Source organism: Solwaraspora sp. WMMA2080, assembly GCF_027497395.1.
Taxonomy (GTDB): domain Bacteria; phylum Actinomycetota; class Actinomycetes; order Mycobacteriales; family Micromonosporaceae; genus Micromonospora_E.
Window position 1 is genome coordinate 5870097 of sequence record NZ_CP114910.1, and the last position, 15446, is coordinate 5885542.

The 15446-nt window shown below is 71.6% G+C and carries 12 protein-coding genes and 1 pseudogene; 8 read left to right on the forward strand and 5 right to left on the reverse strand.

All coding sequences use genetic code 11. From position 1 onward, the window contains the following. Positions 1-88: 88 nt before the first annotated feature. The 4 genes from O7543_RS26915 (at position 89) to O7543_RS26930 (ending at position 4264) form a co-directional block, all read left to right on the forward strand. Positions 89-751 carry a GNAT family N-acetyltransferase gene (locus tag O7543_RS26915; protein ID WP_281551303.1) on the forward strand — a complete coding sequence of 221 codons (663 nt, stop codon included), beginning with the start codon at positions 89-91 and terminating at the stop codon, positions 749-751. Between the two features lie 108 nt (positions 752-859). Continuing rightward, positions 860-1291, forward strand: coding sequence for an SCP2 sterol-binding domain-containing protein (locus O7543_RS26920; protein WP_281551302.1), 432 nt, complete (start codon positions 860-862; stop codon positions 1289-1291). Then, positions 1288-3357 carry a glycogen debranching N-terminal domain-containing protein gene (locus O7543_RS26925; RefSeq protein ID WP_281551301.1) on the forward strand — a complete coding sequence of 690 codons (2070 nt, stop codon included), beginning with the start codon at positions 1288-1290 and terminating at the stop codon, positions 3355-3357. Before O7543_RS26920 ends, O7543_RS26925 begins: the two co-directional genes overlap by 4 nt. A 28-nt stretch (positions 3358-3385) precedes the next feature. Then, positions 3386-4264 carry an LLM class flavin-dependent oxidoreductase gene (locus O7543_RS26930; RefSeq protein ID WP_281551300.1) on the forward strand — a complete coding sequence of 293 codons (879 nt, stop codon included), beginning with the start codon at positions 3386-3388 and terminating at the stop codon, positions 4262-4264. A 34-nt stretch (positions 4265-4298) separates the two neighbouring features. On the opposite strand, the gene O7543_RS26935 is transcribed toward O7543_RS26930, so the two are convergent. After that, positions 4299-5114, reverse strand: coding sequence for a potassium channel family protein (locus O7543_RS26935; protein ID WP_281551299.1), 816 nt, complete (start codon positions 5112-5114; stop codon positions 4299-4301). On the opposite strand from O7543_RS26935, the gene O7543_RS26940 reads away from it, so the two are divergent. Then, on the forward strand, positions 5113-6546 hold the full coding sequence (locus tag O7543_RS26940) for a TrkH family potassium uptake protein (protein WP_281551298.1): 1434 nt from the start codon (positions 5113-5115) through the stop codon (positions 6544-6546). The two genes, O7543_RS26935 and O7543_RS26940, sit on opposite strands and share 2 nt — an antisense overlap. After that, complete coding sequence (locus tag O7543_RS26945) at positions 6539-7213, forward strand: TrkA family potassium uptake protein (protein WP_281551297.1); 675 nt, start codon at positions 6539-6541, stop codon at positions 7211-7213. The genes O7543_RS26940 and O7543_RS26945 overlap by 8 nt, the downstream gene beginning before the upstream one ends. A 49-nt stretch (positions 7214-7262) precedes the next feature. Here the strand turns inward: O7543_RS26945 and O7543_RS26950 are convergent, their stop codons facing one another. From O7543_RS26950 to O7543_RS26960, 3 genes are all read right to left on the reverse strand, one after another. After that, entirely contained in the window at positions 7263-7916 is a 654-nt protein-coding gene (locus O7543_RS26950) for an SAM-dependent methyltransferase (protein WP_281551296.1), read from the reverse strand. Between the two features lie 115 nt (positions 7917-8031). After that, the gene (locus tag O7543_RS26955; protein WP_281551295.1) at positions 8032-8544 is read right to left on the reverse strand and encodes a DinB family protein; all 513 of its coding nucleotides are present in this window, start codon (positions 8542-8544) and stop codon (positions 8032-8034) included. A gap of 318 nt (positions 8545-8862) precedes the next feature. Continuing rightward, positions 8863-9477: an N-acetyltransferase gene (locus tag O7543_RS26960; RefSeq protein ID WP_281551294.1), complete on the reverse strand. Its 615-nt coding sequence runs from the start codon at positions 9475-9477 to the stop codon at positions 8863-8865. Positions 9478-9547: 70 nt separating this feature from the next. Here O7543_RS26960 and O7543_RS26965 point away from each other — a divergent pair. Both O7543_RS26965 and O7543_RS26970 read left to right on the forward strand, forming a co-directional pair. Beyond that, a pseudogene (locus O7543_RS26965) lies at positions 9548-10055 on the forward strand (nitroreductase family protein). A 99-nt stretch (positions 10056-10154) separates the two neighbouring features. After that, on the forward strand, positions 10155-11807 hold the full coding sequence (locus tag O7543_RS26970) for a bifunctional NAD(P)/FAD-dependent oxidoreductase/class I SAM-dependent methyltransferase (RefSeq protein WP_281551293.1): 1653 nt from the start codon (positions 10155-10157) through the stop codon (positions 11805-11807). Between the two features lie 62 nt (positions 11808-11869). Here the strand turns inward: O7543_RS26970 and O7543_RS26975 are convergent, their stop codons facing one another. Further along, positions 11870-15307, reverse strand: coding sequence for a M12 family metallo-peptidase (locus O7543_RS26975; RefSeq protein ID WP_281551292.1), 3438 nt, complete (start codon positions 15305-15307; stop codon positions 11870-11872). Positions 15308-15446 lie beyond the last annotated feature (139 nt).

Consider the following 15446-nt stretch of genomic DNA (forward strand, 5'->3'; position numbering starts at 1 on the left):
ACTTCGAGATAGCGGCATGTCCGGGCGGGGAACGGCTTCTCCATCAGGGCGGCGCGCCGGCCGTCCCGTACGGCAGGAGGCAGGCAGGATGCTGGACAAGCGTCTCTACCATCATCTGGTCAGCTGGCTGGGCCAGTGGCCGGCCGGCCGGGCGTTGCAGGTGGTCGGCTCGGAGCGGCGGATTCGACCGGGCTGGGACGGCCGACCCCATCCGGTGGTCGGCGTCGGGGCGCCCGGCGGCGCGGTGCTGTCCGTGCCACCCGACAAGGTCGAGGCGGTACGCGCGTTGACCGACCTGCCGCTCACCGATCTGCTGGCCAAGTTGCCCACCGCGGTCGGCCGTCCTGGCTGGCGGGCGCAGCGCACCGTGTTCCGGTACTGTCTGGCGCCGGCGCCGCTGCCCGACGCCGGGGACTGGATCGACTCCGCTGACGAGTCGTTGCCGCCCTGGCTGCGGCAGTTCACCAACCCGGTGCTGGTCGCCCGGGACGCCGAGGGGACGTTCCTGGCCGGGGTCGGGCTGAAGCGGCACGGCGCGCACGGCCAGGAGATCGCGGTCGGCACCGTACCGGCGGCCCGTGATCGTGGTCTGGCCCGCCGGCTGGTCGCCCAGGCCGCCCGTCGGGTGCTCGACGGCGGCGCCGTCCCCACCTACCTGCACGCGGTGGGCAACGCCGCGTCGGCGAAGGTGGCCTCGGCCGCCGGGTTCCGCGACCGGGGCTGGACTGCGTACGGCATCTCCGCCGACTGACCGGGTACCGGAGCTCTGCCCTGACACCCGGGCCGGCTTCACCCGGTACGGGTGATGCCGTACCACCCGATCGGCCGCGACCCTGCCACTGGGTGGAGGGAGCGGATCATGCCGCAGACGACGCAGCGGGCGCAGACCACACGGACGGCCTCGGCGCGTGAACCGATGCCGGCGACGCGGGAGTTCTTCGACCGCCTCGGCCAGAAGGAGAACGCGGCGCTGCTGCGGCAGATCTCCGGGACGGTGCGGTTCGACCTGGCACACGACGAACAGGTGGACTACTGGTTCGTCACCTTCGATGACGGCCGGGCCAGCCTGGTGCGCGAGCAGCGGGACGCAGAGAGCGTGCTGCGTACCGATCAGGAGGTCTTCGAAGGGATGGCCCGGGGCGAGATCAACCCGATGGCGGCGATGTTACGCGGCGACATCATGGTGCTCGGCGATCTTCGCCTGCTGATCCTGATCGAGCGGATGATGCCCGGCCCACCCGGTTCCCACGACCCACGCGCGTTCGCCCGGCGGGAGAGGACTGAGCAATGACCGAGGGAATGGTCAGTATCCTGGACGGTAACACCTTCGTGGTCAGTGACAGTCAGGGCGACATCGACGCCTCTCCGGCGGCACCCACCGGGCTGTTCTCGTTCGACACCCGGTTCCTGTCGAAGTGGCAGCTGACCATTGACGGTGAGCGGTTGTCCTCACTGTCGGTCGATGACCTGCAGTACTTCGAGGCACGGTTTTTCCTGGTGCCCGGCGAGCCGACCCACTACGTCGATGCCGAGATGTCGGTGATCCGGCAGCGCTGGGTGGGCGGCAGCTTCGACGAGGAAATTACCATTCTCAACCATGCCCAGGAGCCGGTGGAGCTGAAAGTCCGGCTGGAGGCGGGCAGTGACTTCGCCGACCTGTTCGAGATCAAGGACGTCCGGAACAAGGTCGGCAAGCACTACGCCCACGTCGACCGGGACTGCCTGCGGCTCGGCTACCAGCGGGAGAGCTTCCACCGGGAGACGGTCATCTCCAGCAGCGAGCCGGCGGCGATCGACGAGCACGGACTCAGCTTCACCATCGTCGTCGAGCCGCACGGCCGGTGGGTCACCCACATCAAGGTGAAGACCACCGCGATCGGTCCGGACGGTCGTGACCTGCGCGAAGGGATGCTCGGTCAGCACTTCGACCGGGCCAAGCCGGAGATGCGCCGGGAACTGGACGAGTGGATCGCCCGGGCACCCCGGCTGTCCTGCGAGTGTGAGCCGCTCGCGTCGACGTACCGGCGGAGCCTGGTGGATCTGGCCGCGCTGCGCTACACCCCGTTGTCGCTGGCCGGCCAGTCGGTGCCGGCCGCCGGTGTGCCGTGGTTCGCCACCATGTTCGGCCGGGACAGCATCTTCACCAGCCTGCAGGCATTGCCGTTCGCTCCGGAGCTGGCGGCGTCTACCCTGCGGCTGCTCGGCGGGTTGCAGGGCAGCAAGCTCGACGACTTCCGGGACGAGGAACCGGGAAAGATCCTGCACGAGATCCGGTACGGCGAGTCGTCGGCCTTCGAGGAGCAGCCGCACACTCCGTACTTCGGAGCAGCCGACTCGACCCCGCTGTTCGTCGTGCTGCTCGACGAGTACGAGCGGTGGAGCGGCGACGTCAAGCTGGTCCGGGCCTTGGAGGTCGAGGCCCGGCAGGCGCTGTGCTGGATCGACACCTACGGTGATCTGCTCAATAACGGCTACCTGTGGTACGAGCGGCGCAACGAGGAGACCGGGCTGGAGAACCAGTGCTGGAAGGACTCCTGGGATGCGATCTGCTACCGCGACGGCCGGCTGCCCGGCTACCCCCGGGCGACCTGTGAGCTGCAGGGGTACGCGTACGACGCCAAGATGCGCGGCGCCCGGCTGGCCCGCGAGATCTGGCACGACCCGGGGTACGCCGACCAGTTGGAGCGGGAGGCGGCCGACCTGAAACATCGGTTCAACCGGGACTTCTGGGTCGCCGACGGGGAGTACTTCGCGCTCGCGCTGGACCCGGAGGGCGGCCAGGTCGACGCGTTGTCGTCGAACATAGGCCACCTGCTGTGGAGCGGCATCGTCGATGCCGGCAAGGCCAAGAAGATCGCCAAGCACCTGGTCAGCCCGCGGATGTTCTCCGGCTGGGGGGTGCGGACCCTTGCCGAGGGGGAGGGCCGGTTCAATCCGATCGGCTACCACGTCGGCACGGTCTGGCCGTTCGACAACTCGTTCATCGCCTGGGGCCTGCGCAAGTACGGCTTCGTCGAGGAGTCGGCCCGGATCGCCGACGGGATCATCAACGCCGCGCAGTACTTCAACGGCCGGCTGCCGGAGGCGTTCGGCGGCTACGACCGGGCGCTGACCAAGTATCCGGTGGAGTATCCGACCTCCTGCAGCCCGCAGGCCTGGTCGACCGGGGCCACCCTGCTGCTGCTGCGGACCCTGCTCGGCCTGGAGCCGCAGGGTGAGCACCTGGTGGTCGACCCGGCGTTGCCGATCAGCATGGGCCGGATCGAACTATTGGACATTCCCGGCAGGTGGGGCCATATCGACGCGTTCGGTCGTGGCCGGATGGACATTCACCGCAGGGAACGCCAGCCGGCCTGACGGGACATCCGGGCGTAGGGTATCGACCGTGCGGGTTGGGATTGTGATTCTGCCGGACGAGCCGTGGTCGGTGACGTCGCGCCGCTGGCGCCAGGCCGAGGAGTGGGGCTTCGACCACGCCTGGACCTACGACCATCTGGGATGGCGGGATCTGGTCGACGGGCCGTGGTTCGACGCGGTACCGACGCTGGCCGCCGCCGCGTCCATCACCTCCCGGATCCCGCTGGGCACCCTGGTTGCCTCGCCGAACTTCCGGCACCCGGTGCACTTCGCCCGGGAGATCACTGCCTTGGACGACATCTCCGACGGCCGGGTGCTACTCGGGGTGGGTGCCGGCGGGCTCGGCTTCGACGCCACCGTCCTCGGCATGCCGCCGCTGACCCCGCGCGCCCGCGCCGACCGGTACGCCGAGTTCGTCGAGCTGCTCGACCTGCTGCTGCGGACCGACCGGGTCACCTGGCAGGGCCGGTACTTCCGGGCGGTCGACGCCCGCAGCGCCCCTGGTTGCCGGCAGCGCCCCCGGGTGCCGTTCGTCCTGGCCGCCAACGGGCCCCGGTCGTTGGACCTGGCCGCCCGGTTCGGTACCGGCTGGGTGACCACCGGCACCGTCTTCGACGACCAGGCCGCCTGGTGGGCCTCGGTGGGCCAGTTGGCGCAGCGGTGCGACACGGCGTTGGACCGGGCGGGGCGGGACTCCGGCAGCCTGCGCCGGTACCTGTCGCTGGATTCGGCACCGGTCTTTTCGTTGACCAGCGCCGACTTCTTCGCCGCCGCAGTCGACCGGGCCGCTGGGCTCGGGTTTACCGACGTGATCACCCACTGGCCGCGCCGGAGCAGCTGGTACGCCGGCGACGAGCGGGTGCTGGCTGAGGTGGCGACCGACGTACTGCCGCAGTTGCGGGCCTGACTCTGCCCGCCGAGCGCCGCCCGCCGACGAGGCGTCAACCGGACCGGTCGGCCGGCCGTGGTCCGGGCAGCTCGGCACTGGGCTGGCGGTCGGCCCGCAATCCGGCCACCTCGGCCCGCAACGCGGCGAGTTCCTCGGTGAGCGCGACGACGTCGGCGCGGGTCGCCGGCGACTCGGCGGTGTCGGCCTCGCCCGCTGCGGAGATGCGCTCCACGATCCAGCTGGCCAGCGAGCCGGTGACGAAACCGATCAGGCCGATACCGCCGATCATCAGTGCCAGCGCCACGAACCGGCCGGTGCTGGTGATCGGGTAGTAGTCGCCGTAGCCGACGGTCGTGATGGTGACCACCGACCACCACAGCGCGTCCGGATAGGTGTTGATCGCACCGTCGGGATGGCTGCGTTCGGCGTCCAGCACCGCCAGCGCGGAGACGATCACCAGCAGTACCGTGGTGGAGCCGACGTAGAGCGCCAGCCGGCCACGGGCCCAGACCTCGGTGCGTCGGGTCAGCAGGAGCACCGCGGTGACCAGCCGGAGCATCCGCAACGGCCGGAGGATGGGCAGCAGCAGCACGATCAGGTCGAACAGGTTGGCGCGGACGAACCGCCACCGGTCGCCGGCCAGCCACAGCCGGACGAGGTAGTCGACCCAGAAAAGCGCCCAGATCACGATGTTGGCAGCGACACACACGGCGTGCCAGCGCGCCGGCATCTGCGGGTAGAGAATGGGCGCGGCATAGACGACGAGGAACGCCACGGCGAGCACGGTCAACCCGGCCGCTGTCTGGCGCTCCCACCTGGCGGTTCGGTCCTCGCGGTGGGGGTCGGGCCCCGGATCCTGGAGAGACATGCCCGACAGGCTGCCTGATGGCGGCAACCGGCCCGCCACCGGCCCCACCGCGACCTCGGCTGGCCGGCGTCGTCGGTGGCGGGTCCCGATGTGGCGGCGCGGTGCCGACCGGTTCCAGCACCCGGCCCAGGTGATCGCCGGCGGGTTCGCTGCCGCCATCGCGCTCGGTACGGCGCTGCTGATGCTGCCGGCGGCGAGCCGGTCCGGCACCTCGCCGCCGCTGATCGACGCCCTGTTCACCGCGACCTCCGCGGTCTGCGTGACCGGGCTGGTGGTGGTCGACACGGGGGGTCACTGGTCGGCGTTCGGCCAACTGGTGATCATGGGCCTGATCCAGATCGGCGGACTGGGCATCATGACCCTGGCGACGCTGTTCACCGTACTGCTGTCCCGCCGCCTCGGCCTGCGGGCCCGGTTTCTCGCCCAGGCGGAGACCAAGACGCTGAGCCTGCGCGACGTCCGCCGGGTGGTGCGCAACATCGTGCTGTTCAGCCTGGCCAGTGAACTCGTGGTCGCGCTGGTGCTGACCGTACGGTTCGCGGTCGGCTACGACTACCCGTGGGGTCGGGCCGCGTACCACGGGGTGTTCCACGCGGTCTCGGCGTTCAACAACGCCGGCTTCGCCCTGTACACCGACAGTCTGATGCGCTTTGCCGCCGATCCCTGGATCACCACCACCGTCGCCCTGGCGGTGATCGTCGGCGGACTCGGCTTCCCGGTGGTCTTCGAACTGCTCCGGTGCTGGCACCGTCCCCGCCTCTGGTCGGTGCTGACCCGGATCACCGTGGTGCTGACGGCCAGCCTGCTGGCCGTCGGCACCATCGTGTTCACCCTGGTCGAGCTGCGCAACCCGGCGACGTTCGGCCCACTCGACGGCGCGCACAAGGTGCTGGCCGGCTTCTTTGCCTCGGTGATGACCCGTACCGCTGGGTTCAACAGCGTCGACATCGCGGCCATGCGGCCGGAGAGTCTGCTGCTCAGCGACATCCTGATGTTCATCGGTGGCGGCAGCGCCGGCACCGCCGGCGGGGTCAAGGTGACCACGGTCGGCCTGCTGGCCTTTGTGCTGTGGGCCGAGATGCGCGGCGAGACCCGGGTGAACGTCGGCTCCCGTCGGGTGCCGGAGGGCAACCAGCGGCAGGCGCTCGCGGTGCTGCTGCTGTCCCTCGGCGCGGTGGCGGTGGCCACCTTCACCCTGCTCGCCATGACCCGGTACCCGCTCGACCAGGTGCTGTTCGAGGTCGTCTCGGCGTTCGGCACCGTCGGGCTGTCCACCGGCATCACCGCCGGCCTGCCACCAGCGGCCGACGTCCTGCTGGTCGTGCTGATGTTCATGGGCCGGATCGGGCCGTTGACCGTGGCGTCGGCACTGGCGCTGCGGGAACGGAGCCGGCGCTACGAACTTCCGGAGGAGAGGATCATCGTTGGCTGACGCACGCAACGAACCGGTGGTGGTGATCGGGCTCGGCCGATTTGGCGGGGCGCTCGCCGTCGAACTCAACAACCGGGGCACCGAGGTGCTCGGTATCGACGGCGATGCCCGGACCACCCAGAGCTACAGCGGGCAGCTGCCGCATCTGGCCACCGCCGACGCCACCGACGTCGAGGCGCTGCGCCAGCTCGGGGTGAACGAATTTCACCGGGCGGTGGTCGGCATCGGCACCGACATCCAGGCCAGCATCCTGGCCACCTCGTTGCTCGCCGAGCTCGGCGTGGCGGACATCTGGGCGAAGGCGATCAGCCGGCAGCATGGCCGGATCCTGGAACGGGTCGGCGCCCATCACGTGATCCTGCCGGAGCACGACATGGGCGAGCGGGTCGCCCATCTGCTGACCGGGCGGCTGCTGGACTACGTGGAGGTCGACCGGGACTTCGCGATGGTCAAGACGACTCCGCCGCAGGACGCGGTCAGCGTGCCGTTGCGCGAGTCGCGGGTCCGGTCCCGGTACGGCGTGACGGTGGTGGCGGTGAAGAGCGAGGCACGGGGCCCGGACGCCCGGTTCACCTACGCCACCCCGGACACCGTCCTGATGTACGGCGACATCGTCCTGGTGCTGGGCAGGATCGACGACGTGGAGCGGTTCGCCGAGTCCGGCTGACGCCCGGCGGGCAATCGGTCAGCGGCGCGGCCGCAGCCGGCAAGAGCGGTCAGCGGCGCGGCCGGCGGGCGTGGTAGACGAAGGCTGGCGGCAGGTTGCCGAGCACCGTACGCCCCATCACCACCTCCTCGAACCGGTCCCGCAGCAGTTGCCGGAACCGACGGGCCGGCGGGGTCTGCGCGGTCAGTACGTACGCGAATGTGGTGAATGCCCCGTCCGGCCCCAGCACGTCGCATACCGCGCCGAGGGCGGACAGCTGCAGATCACGCGGGAAGGAGACCCACGGCAGCCCGCTGACCACCACGTCGGCGGTGGCCAGGCCCCGCCCGGCTACCAGGGTCCGGCAGTCGGCGGCGTCGCCGACGATCACCTCGACCTGCGGGTGCCGTCCGGCCAGCAGGTCGGCAAGTGTCGGGTTGAGCTCGATCGCCAGGTGCCGACCCCGGCCGCCGAGCCGCTGCTGGATCACCCCGGTGAAGGCACCGGTGCCGGGCCCGAGCTCGACGACGACCGGGTCGCCGCGTTCCGGGACCGGCGCGGTGATCGCCTCGGCCAACCGCTGTGAGCTGGGGGCGACCGCACCGATCCGGGTGGGCGACCGGAGGAACTCGCGCAGGAACGCCCCGGCGTCGCCGCCGCGCCGGGCAGCCGGAAGCGGCGCGGACTGCGGCGTGGCTGCGCTCTCCGACACGGGTACGGACATGAGGGGACTCCTCTGCGCGGGTGCTCCGGCGAGCCGGGAGACAGGGCATGCCTCGGTCCGGGAGACACAGCATGCCTATTGCGGCACACCCTGTCAAAAGGGTGGCCGGTCGCGGTCAGCTGGTCGCGCTGAGCAGCCCTCGAAGCCAACCGGCCTGACCGACGTGCTGCAGGCTGTCGTTGGCCACGCTGACCAGCCGCGCGCCGAGGGTCACCGGCGGATCCCACCGTTGGTCGACGATCCGGTCCAGGTCAGCGTCGGTCAGGCCGACCAGGAACCGCCGGGTCCGGTCGGCGACCGCCGTGTAGTAGTCGACCAGCGCGGCAGCGCTCTCCGGCGCCACCGCCGCCACCTGCTCGGCGCTGTGCCCGTACCCGGTGTCCGCCGGGTCGGCGGTCCGGCCGAACCGCCGCGCCCAGCTGTCGCCGGCCCAGACCTGCGGCTCGCCGATCACCTCGGCCAGATGGTCGTCCTGGACCCGGGTCAGGTGCCAGACCAGCCAGCCGATCGGGTTCGTGCCCGACGCTGGTGACCAGCGCAGCTGCTCCGGGCTCAGCCCGTCGACAGCCGCGTGGACCAACTCGGGCAGCCGGTCGAAGGTCTCCACCAGCAGCGCGCTCGAATTCACCGGGCCTGTCTCCTCCCTGGGGCGTCGATGTCCCCGGTCCTGGGCTGGGCCGTGGCGACCCTGCCCGGCCGGCCACGGCGGCCGCAGGCTATCAACGTGCCACGGCCCGCCGCCTGCTCCTTCCCGGTCGGCACCACGCTTCTTACCCGGTTCCAGGCCGACTATCTGAGCCGGCTGGCCGCCGCGAGGCGGCGGCGTCCGATGGGCCGTGCACCCCCGTCTGGGCGGTGACGTCGGCCAACCACGGCAACACCCGGCGCAACCCGGTGCCGGTCCACCGGCTCGCCCCGGTCGCATCCCTGCCGAACAGCTGAGCGGTCAGAGCCGCTCGAACGGTTCGGCGTAGCGGAACCGGCCCGGTGCCGGCGTGGCCCCGCCCAGCGGACGGGCCTGGAAGTAGGGCCCCCACCGCGGATCGGGCGCGACGATGCCGAACTCGCTGGCCGGCCGCAGCCCGAACCGGCGGTAGTACGCCGGTTCGCCGAGCAGCGCGACGAGTGTCTCGTCGCGGGCTTCGGCGGCGGCGAGCACCGCGTGCATCAGCGCCGAGCCGACGCCGGCGCGTTGCCGGTTCGGGCGTACCGCCAGCGGGCCGAGGCCCAGCACCGGCCGGCTGTCGAGTTGTCCCCGGGTGCAGACCACGTGCCCGACGACCTCGCCGGTGGCGTCCAGGCCCGGCAGGTGCCCGTCCTGCCCGCGTCCAGCGCCGGCGTCGACGGCGACGGCGACCAGCGACAGCGCCGGGATCCACGCGGGGTCGGCACGCAGTTCGTCCAGCAGCCCGACCTCGGCCGGCGTTTCGGTCACGGTCCCCGGCCGGTCCGTTGGCTCCGGCCGGTGCGCAGCCGGCGGCCGGCTGAAGGCTGCTGCCACCACCTCCCGGACCGCCGCGACGTCGCCAGCTCGTTCCCGCCTGACCAGCACGGCCGCCATCCGATCAGGCCGGGCCCCGGGCCGGCAACCGGATTCCCGGCGCGGCTTGGGACAATGGGGCGCGATGCTCATCGACCTGTACGACGTCATTCATCGGCGCCGCGACGTGCGGGCCGAGTTCACCGGCGCGCCGGTGCCGGACGAGGTGCTGCACCGGGTGCTAACCGCCGCGCACGCCGCGCCGAGTGTCGGGCTCACCCAGCCGTGGGACTTCGTGCTGGTGCGCGATCCGGCGGTGCGTGACGCCTTCCACGCCCATGTGCAGCAGGAACGGCAGACGTTCGCGCAGACCCTCGACCCGGTCGCGGCGGCCCGGTTCGCGCACATCAAGATCGACGGGGTACGGGAGGCCACCCTGTCGATCGTGGTGACCTGCGGAAGGTCTCGGGGTCGGTTGGGTCTCCTTCTACCGGGAGCCGTTCCTGCGGGACCTGCTCGCCATCCCGGCCGGCATCCGACCGGTGGCCTGGCTCTGCGTCGGGCCGGTCAGCCGGCTCGCCGACGAACCCGACCTGGAGCGGCACGGCTGGCGGCGGCGCCGGCCGGTGACCGACGCCCTGCACCACGACCGGTGGTGAGTTTCGCGGAGCCTGCCGACCACCGGCGTTTGCCAAAACGGCAAGGAAGTTTGCCGCTACCCTGGCGGCGGCGGATCGTGGGTGCCGGAGGTGGTCAGGATGGCTGACGACAAGGTGGGGGGACCCACGTACCGGGTCGCCGTGGCGGTGATCGGCGGCGGTGCCGCCGGGTTGAGCGCGGCGCTGACCCTGGCCCGGGCCCGGCGGGCCGTGATCGTGATCGACGCGGGCGAACCCCGCAACACGCCCTCGGCCGGCGTGCACGGCTACCTCAGCCGCGACGGCATCAGCCCGGCCGGGCTGGTCGCCGCTGGCCGGCAGGAGGTCGAACGGTACGGCGGCGTGGTGCTGCCCGGCCGGGCGGAGGCGGTCGAGCGGGTCGACAGCGGATTCGAGATCAGCCTGGCCGACGGCCGTACGGTGGCCGCCCGGCGGCTGCTGTTCGCCACCGGCGTGGTCGACGAACTGCCCGACATCCCCGGGCTGCGGGACCGCTGGGGCCGCGACGTGCTGCACTGCCCGTACTGCCACGGGTGGGAGGTCCGGGACCAGCCGGTCGGGGTGCTCGCCACCGGCGAGATGGCGCTGCACCAGGTGCAGCTGTTCCGGCAGTGGACCTCCGACCTGGTGCTGTTCACCCACACCGGCGTCGACCTCACCGACGAGCAGGCCGAACAGCTGGCGGCCCGCGGCGTCCGGGTGGTGCCGGGCGAGGTCGTCGGGCTGGAGGCGGCCGACGACCGGCTCACCGGGGTGCGGCTCGCAGACGGGACCATGGTGCCCCGGGCGGCGGTGACGGTCGCCTCCCGGCTGCGGGTCGACGACCGGCTGCTGACCAAGCTGGGGGTGCCGCTGACCAGGCATCCGAGCGGGATGGCCGAGCAGGTCGAGGCGGACCCGACCGGGCGTACCCCGGTGCCGGGAGTCTGGGCGGCCGGCAACCTGACCAACCCGTTCGGCCAGGTGATGGCGGCGGCTGCGGCCGGCGCGATGGCGGCGGCGGCGGTCAACGGCGACCTGGCCGAGGAGGACACCGCCGACGCGGTCCGCCGGCACCGGGCCGCTGTGGCAGGAGCGGACGACAGCGATCTGCCGGTGCACCACGGGCCGGCGGACGTGGCTGAGATCGTCAGCCCGACATTCTGGGACGAACGGTACGGCTCCGTCGACCGGGTGTGGAGCGGCAACCCGAACCCGCAACTGGTCGCCGTCGCGACCGAACTGCCCGCCGGCACCGCCTGCGACGTCGGCGCCGGCGAGGGCGCCGACGCGATCTGGCTGGCCGGCCGGGGCTGGAAGGTGACCGCCGTCGACGTGTCGGCGGTGGCGCTGCGCCGGGCCGCCGAGCAGGCGGCGGCGTCCGACGACGACGTGGCGAAACGGCTCACCTGGCAGCCGGCCGACATCCGTACCTGGGACCCCGGGCCCGACCGGTTCGATCTGGTCACCGCCCAGTTCATGCACCTGCCGGACCCGGACCGGGCGATGCTGCACCGCCGGCTCGCGGCGGCGGTACGCCCCGGCGGCACCCTGCTGATCGTCGGCCACCACCCGTCCGACCTGGACGTGCCGGGGCTGCGCCGGCCCCGGATGCGGGACCTGCTGTTCACCGCCGAGCAGGTGGCGGCGGTGCTGGACCCGCGGCAGTGGGCCAGCATCCGGGCCGAGACGGTGCCCCGGCCGGGCACCGACCCGGACGGCAACCCGGTAACCGTTCACGACGCGGTGCTGCACGCCGTCCGCCGGCGCTGACAGACGCCCACGCGGCTCGCCGGGTGGGCGTCTGTCAGCAGTGGTCGGCAGTTCCCAGCCCCTTAGTACAGGACGAGGTCACCACCGGACGCGGTCAGGTTGATCTCCTCGGTGGCGGTGCCGGTCCAGCTCGACGAGAACATCAGCGTGTCACCGTCCCAGACGGTGATCCCGATCTTGTCCAGCTGGCCCGGCCCGCTGACCAGGGTCGCGCTCACCCGCATGGTCAGTCCGGTCGCCACCGCCACCGGCTGCTGCGGGGTGGACAGGTCGAACAGCGTCACCTGGTAGCGCAGCTGCGCCGTGGCGGGGCCACCGCCGAGAGCGTACGAGCCGTACGACTCCAGAACGTTGCCCTGGAACTTGTACCGCTGGTCGCCGGAGCGGTAGCCGACCAGCACCTTGCCGACCAGCCTCTCGCCGTAGGTGATCCGGCCATCGAGGTCGAACTCGATCCGGTGATCCGGGTCCAGCGGGTAGGCGCCAGCGGTCGACTCGCTGCGCAGATAGCCGTCGCCGAGGAACCGCAGCCTGGTCGGCGGGGAGACGGTCACCGTCGCGGTGACGGACCCGGTGTAGCGGCCGTCGACCGTGGTGGTCACCGGGTGGTTGCCGACCGGCAGGGTCGCCGTACAGCTGGCCATCCCGCCGGTGCGGTCGCTGCCCCACAACTTCACCTCGGTGGCACACAGGGTGGTGTCACCGCTGGTGAAGGCGAGCTGGGCACCTCGGACGTCGCCGGCCTCGGCGCTCACCGCCGCCCGCAGCAACACCTGCGCCTGCTCCGCGCCACCCTCCGGGTGCACCAGTGTGTCCCCGGTGTACGCCACCTCGGCCGCGCGGACCTGGTCGATGCGGATGTCGGCGTCGTTGAGGTCGAAGAAGACGTTGCCGACCGCTTCGATCTTGATCCGACCGGTGGTGGTGTCGATGTTCGGCAAGGTCACCGTGGCGCTGCCGTCGTTCGGCACCGCCTCGGCCAGCACGTACGGGAAGGTCTTCGCCCCATCCGTCGAAAGTGAGATCCGCACCTGTGCGGCGTTCACCGGCGCTGCGTCGGTGCCGGCCACGTCCCAGCTGACCTCCTGAACGGAGCCGCCGAGGTAGAACGACGGAACCGGCTGCGAGGTGACCAGGAACGGACCGGCGTCCGGGGCCAGCATGACCGCGGTCTCGGCGTTGCCGACCCCGCCGCCGCCGACCCGGCCGTCGCGTGCGGTCAGCTTGAAGTGCATGGTCCGGTCGTTGGCGTAGCCCACCCAGTCGGCGGTCGGCAGGAACTCCGAGTAGCAGTCGACCAGCGCCTGCGGCAGGTTCGACGCGCTGCCGCTGGCCGGTGGTGCCGGGGCGGCCGGGCAGGCACCGGTCACCGCGTTGGTGTTGCCGGCCAGGATCTGCGCCATGTCCGGGAAGACCCGGGTCGGGTCGTCGTCGACCGCGTTCAGACCGGGGGAGTAGTACTGCTCGGTGTCGTCCGGGCCGACCAGCGCCGCCGTGCCGAACACCCGGAACAGCGGGCCGTTGGTCTTGACGTTGTCAGTCAACGCGGTGCCGGCGGTGCTGACCCCGGCGATGCCACCGCGGTCGTTCTGCTCCCACAGATAGGTGAGGGCGTCACCGTCGGCGTCGGTGGCGCTGCCGGTCAACGCGAACGGGGTTCGCACCGGGATGGTGAACTGGTCCGGCACGGTCACCACCGGGGCGTGGTTGGTGGTCTCGGTAACCTGCCAGCCGCCGTTGTCGACCGGACCGCCCTTGGCGGTCTCGCCGACGAAACCGGCGGCACCGTGGAGGTCGGCCAACCCGAGCGGCAGTACGTTGGTCCGGGCCATCACGCCACCGTCGAACGTCACCTGGAAACCGGCGTCGGTGAGCGCACCGACGCCGCCGAACGCCGCGACGCTGACCGTCGCGCCGGCCGGCCACCCGGTGGTCGCCTCGATCGCCGCCTTGATGCCGGCGGTGGTGTAGTTGACCCCGCGGACGATCGGCGTCGACGACTGCCCGTCGTGCACGATCGTGAACGCGTCACCGTCGGTGTCGAAACCGCGCAGCGACACCGTCTGCACCTCGTTGATCGCCGGCCGGGCGGAGTTCACGAACGTGGTGATTTCGTGGTAGCTGCGCTGCGACCAGTACGGGTCGGTGTGCGGCTGCAGGTTGTCCTGCTGGCAGATGCCCGCGTACGCCATGATCGACGAACCGCTGCCCGGTTCGTACGAGTTGGTGGCGCTGCGGTTGCCGCCGGAGCAGTTCCACTGGGTGCCGTTGAAGGTGTGGTTGCCGGCGAACTGGTGGCCGATCTCGTGCGCCACGTAGTCGACGGCGTAGAAGTCGCCGATCGGGTTCGGCAGGCCGGTGCAGCCGCGCGCCTTGCCGTCGCCGCCGGCCACCCCCAGCCCGGCGACCCCGCCGCCGGGCAGACCGAAGCCGATGTGCCCGACGTCGTAGCTGCTCGCCCCGACCAGTTGGCCCAGCACGATCCGGTTGCGGTTGAGCGTCGCGCCGGAACACCCGGTCAGCTGTGCCGCGGAGAAGCACGGCGCGGAGCCGCACGGCCCGTCCGGGCCGGTGGCCAGCTCGGCGGTGTTCAGGTTGGTCTTGTCGGTGTCGTTGATCAGCACGAGCCGGATCGCGGTCTCGTCTTCGTAGATCTGAGTAACCCGGTTCACCAGCGTCACCTTGGCAGCTGTCACGTTCGCCGCACCGAAATAGTCGGCGTACGACGGGTCGGTGAGGAAAGCCAGCCGGTAGGTGCGCAGCTTGACCAGCGACCCGGCGGGGTGGTCGGCCTGGGCCTGCTCGACCTCCGGGTCGATCTGCGCGGCGGTGGTGTCGACGTCGCCCCGCTCGGTCAGCGGGCCGTGCCGGTTCAGCAGGTCACCGGCGTGGTAGCTGGCGTAGACGCTCTGGTCGCGGTGGTACGGGTCGACGTACCAGGACCCGGTCGACGAGCGGACCGAGGCGTGGAAGCCGAGCGGGGTCAGGTCGGCCCGGATCGTCGCCGTCGGGTCGTCGACGCCGGTGCCGGCGTACGTCCGGATGTCCGGGTGCCGGGCGGCGAGTCCGTCCTGCATCACCGGAGAGTCGACCACCGCGAACCGCTGCACCACGCCGTCCGGGTCGGGCACGGTCAGCACCAGCGGCGCCGTCGCGGCGGCCCGGTCCGACTCGTCCGGCGCCCGGTCCAGCTGGGCGGCGATCGCCTCCCGGTCCAGGGTGTACGCCGCGAACCGGTGCGCCTGGATGTCCGGCGCGCGACCGGACCGGCTGGCCGTCGGTACGTCGTCGAGCACGGCCCACGGGGTGCCGGCAATCGGCGTACCTTCCTGCGGCGCGGCACTGGCGGCCGTGGTCGGGCCGACCGCCGGCAGCAGCGCCGCCGCGACGACGGCGACGAGCAGGGCGATCAGACGGCGGTTGCCGGACCGGCTGGTCGCGGGCAGTGGCTGCGGACGGCCGTTCGGCGGCGAGCGGCGCCTCGACGAGGGCTTCCTCAAAATGTCTCCTCGGGAGTCCGTGACGATCCACAACCCGAACGGCCAGGGGTGTCCAGGCCGCCGGGCGATGGATCTCAAGGGTCGAAAGTCGACGCTAGGCCCCGAGTCGCGGGTACAGCCATCAGCCGTACGGCTGAGA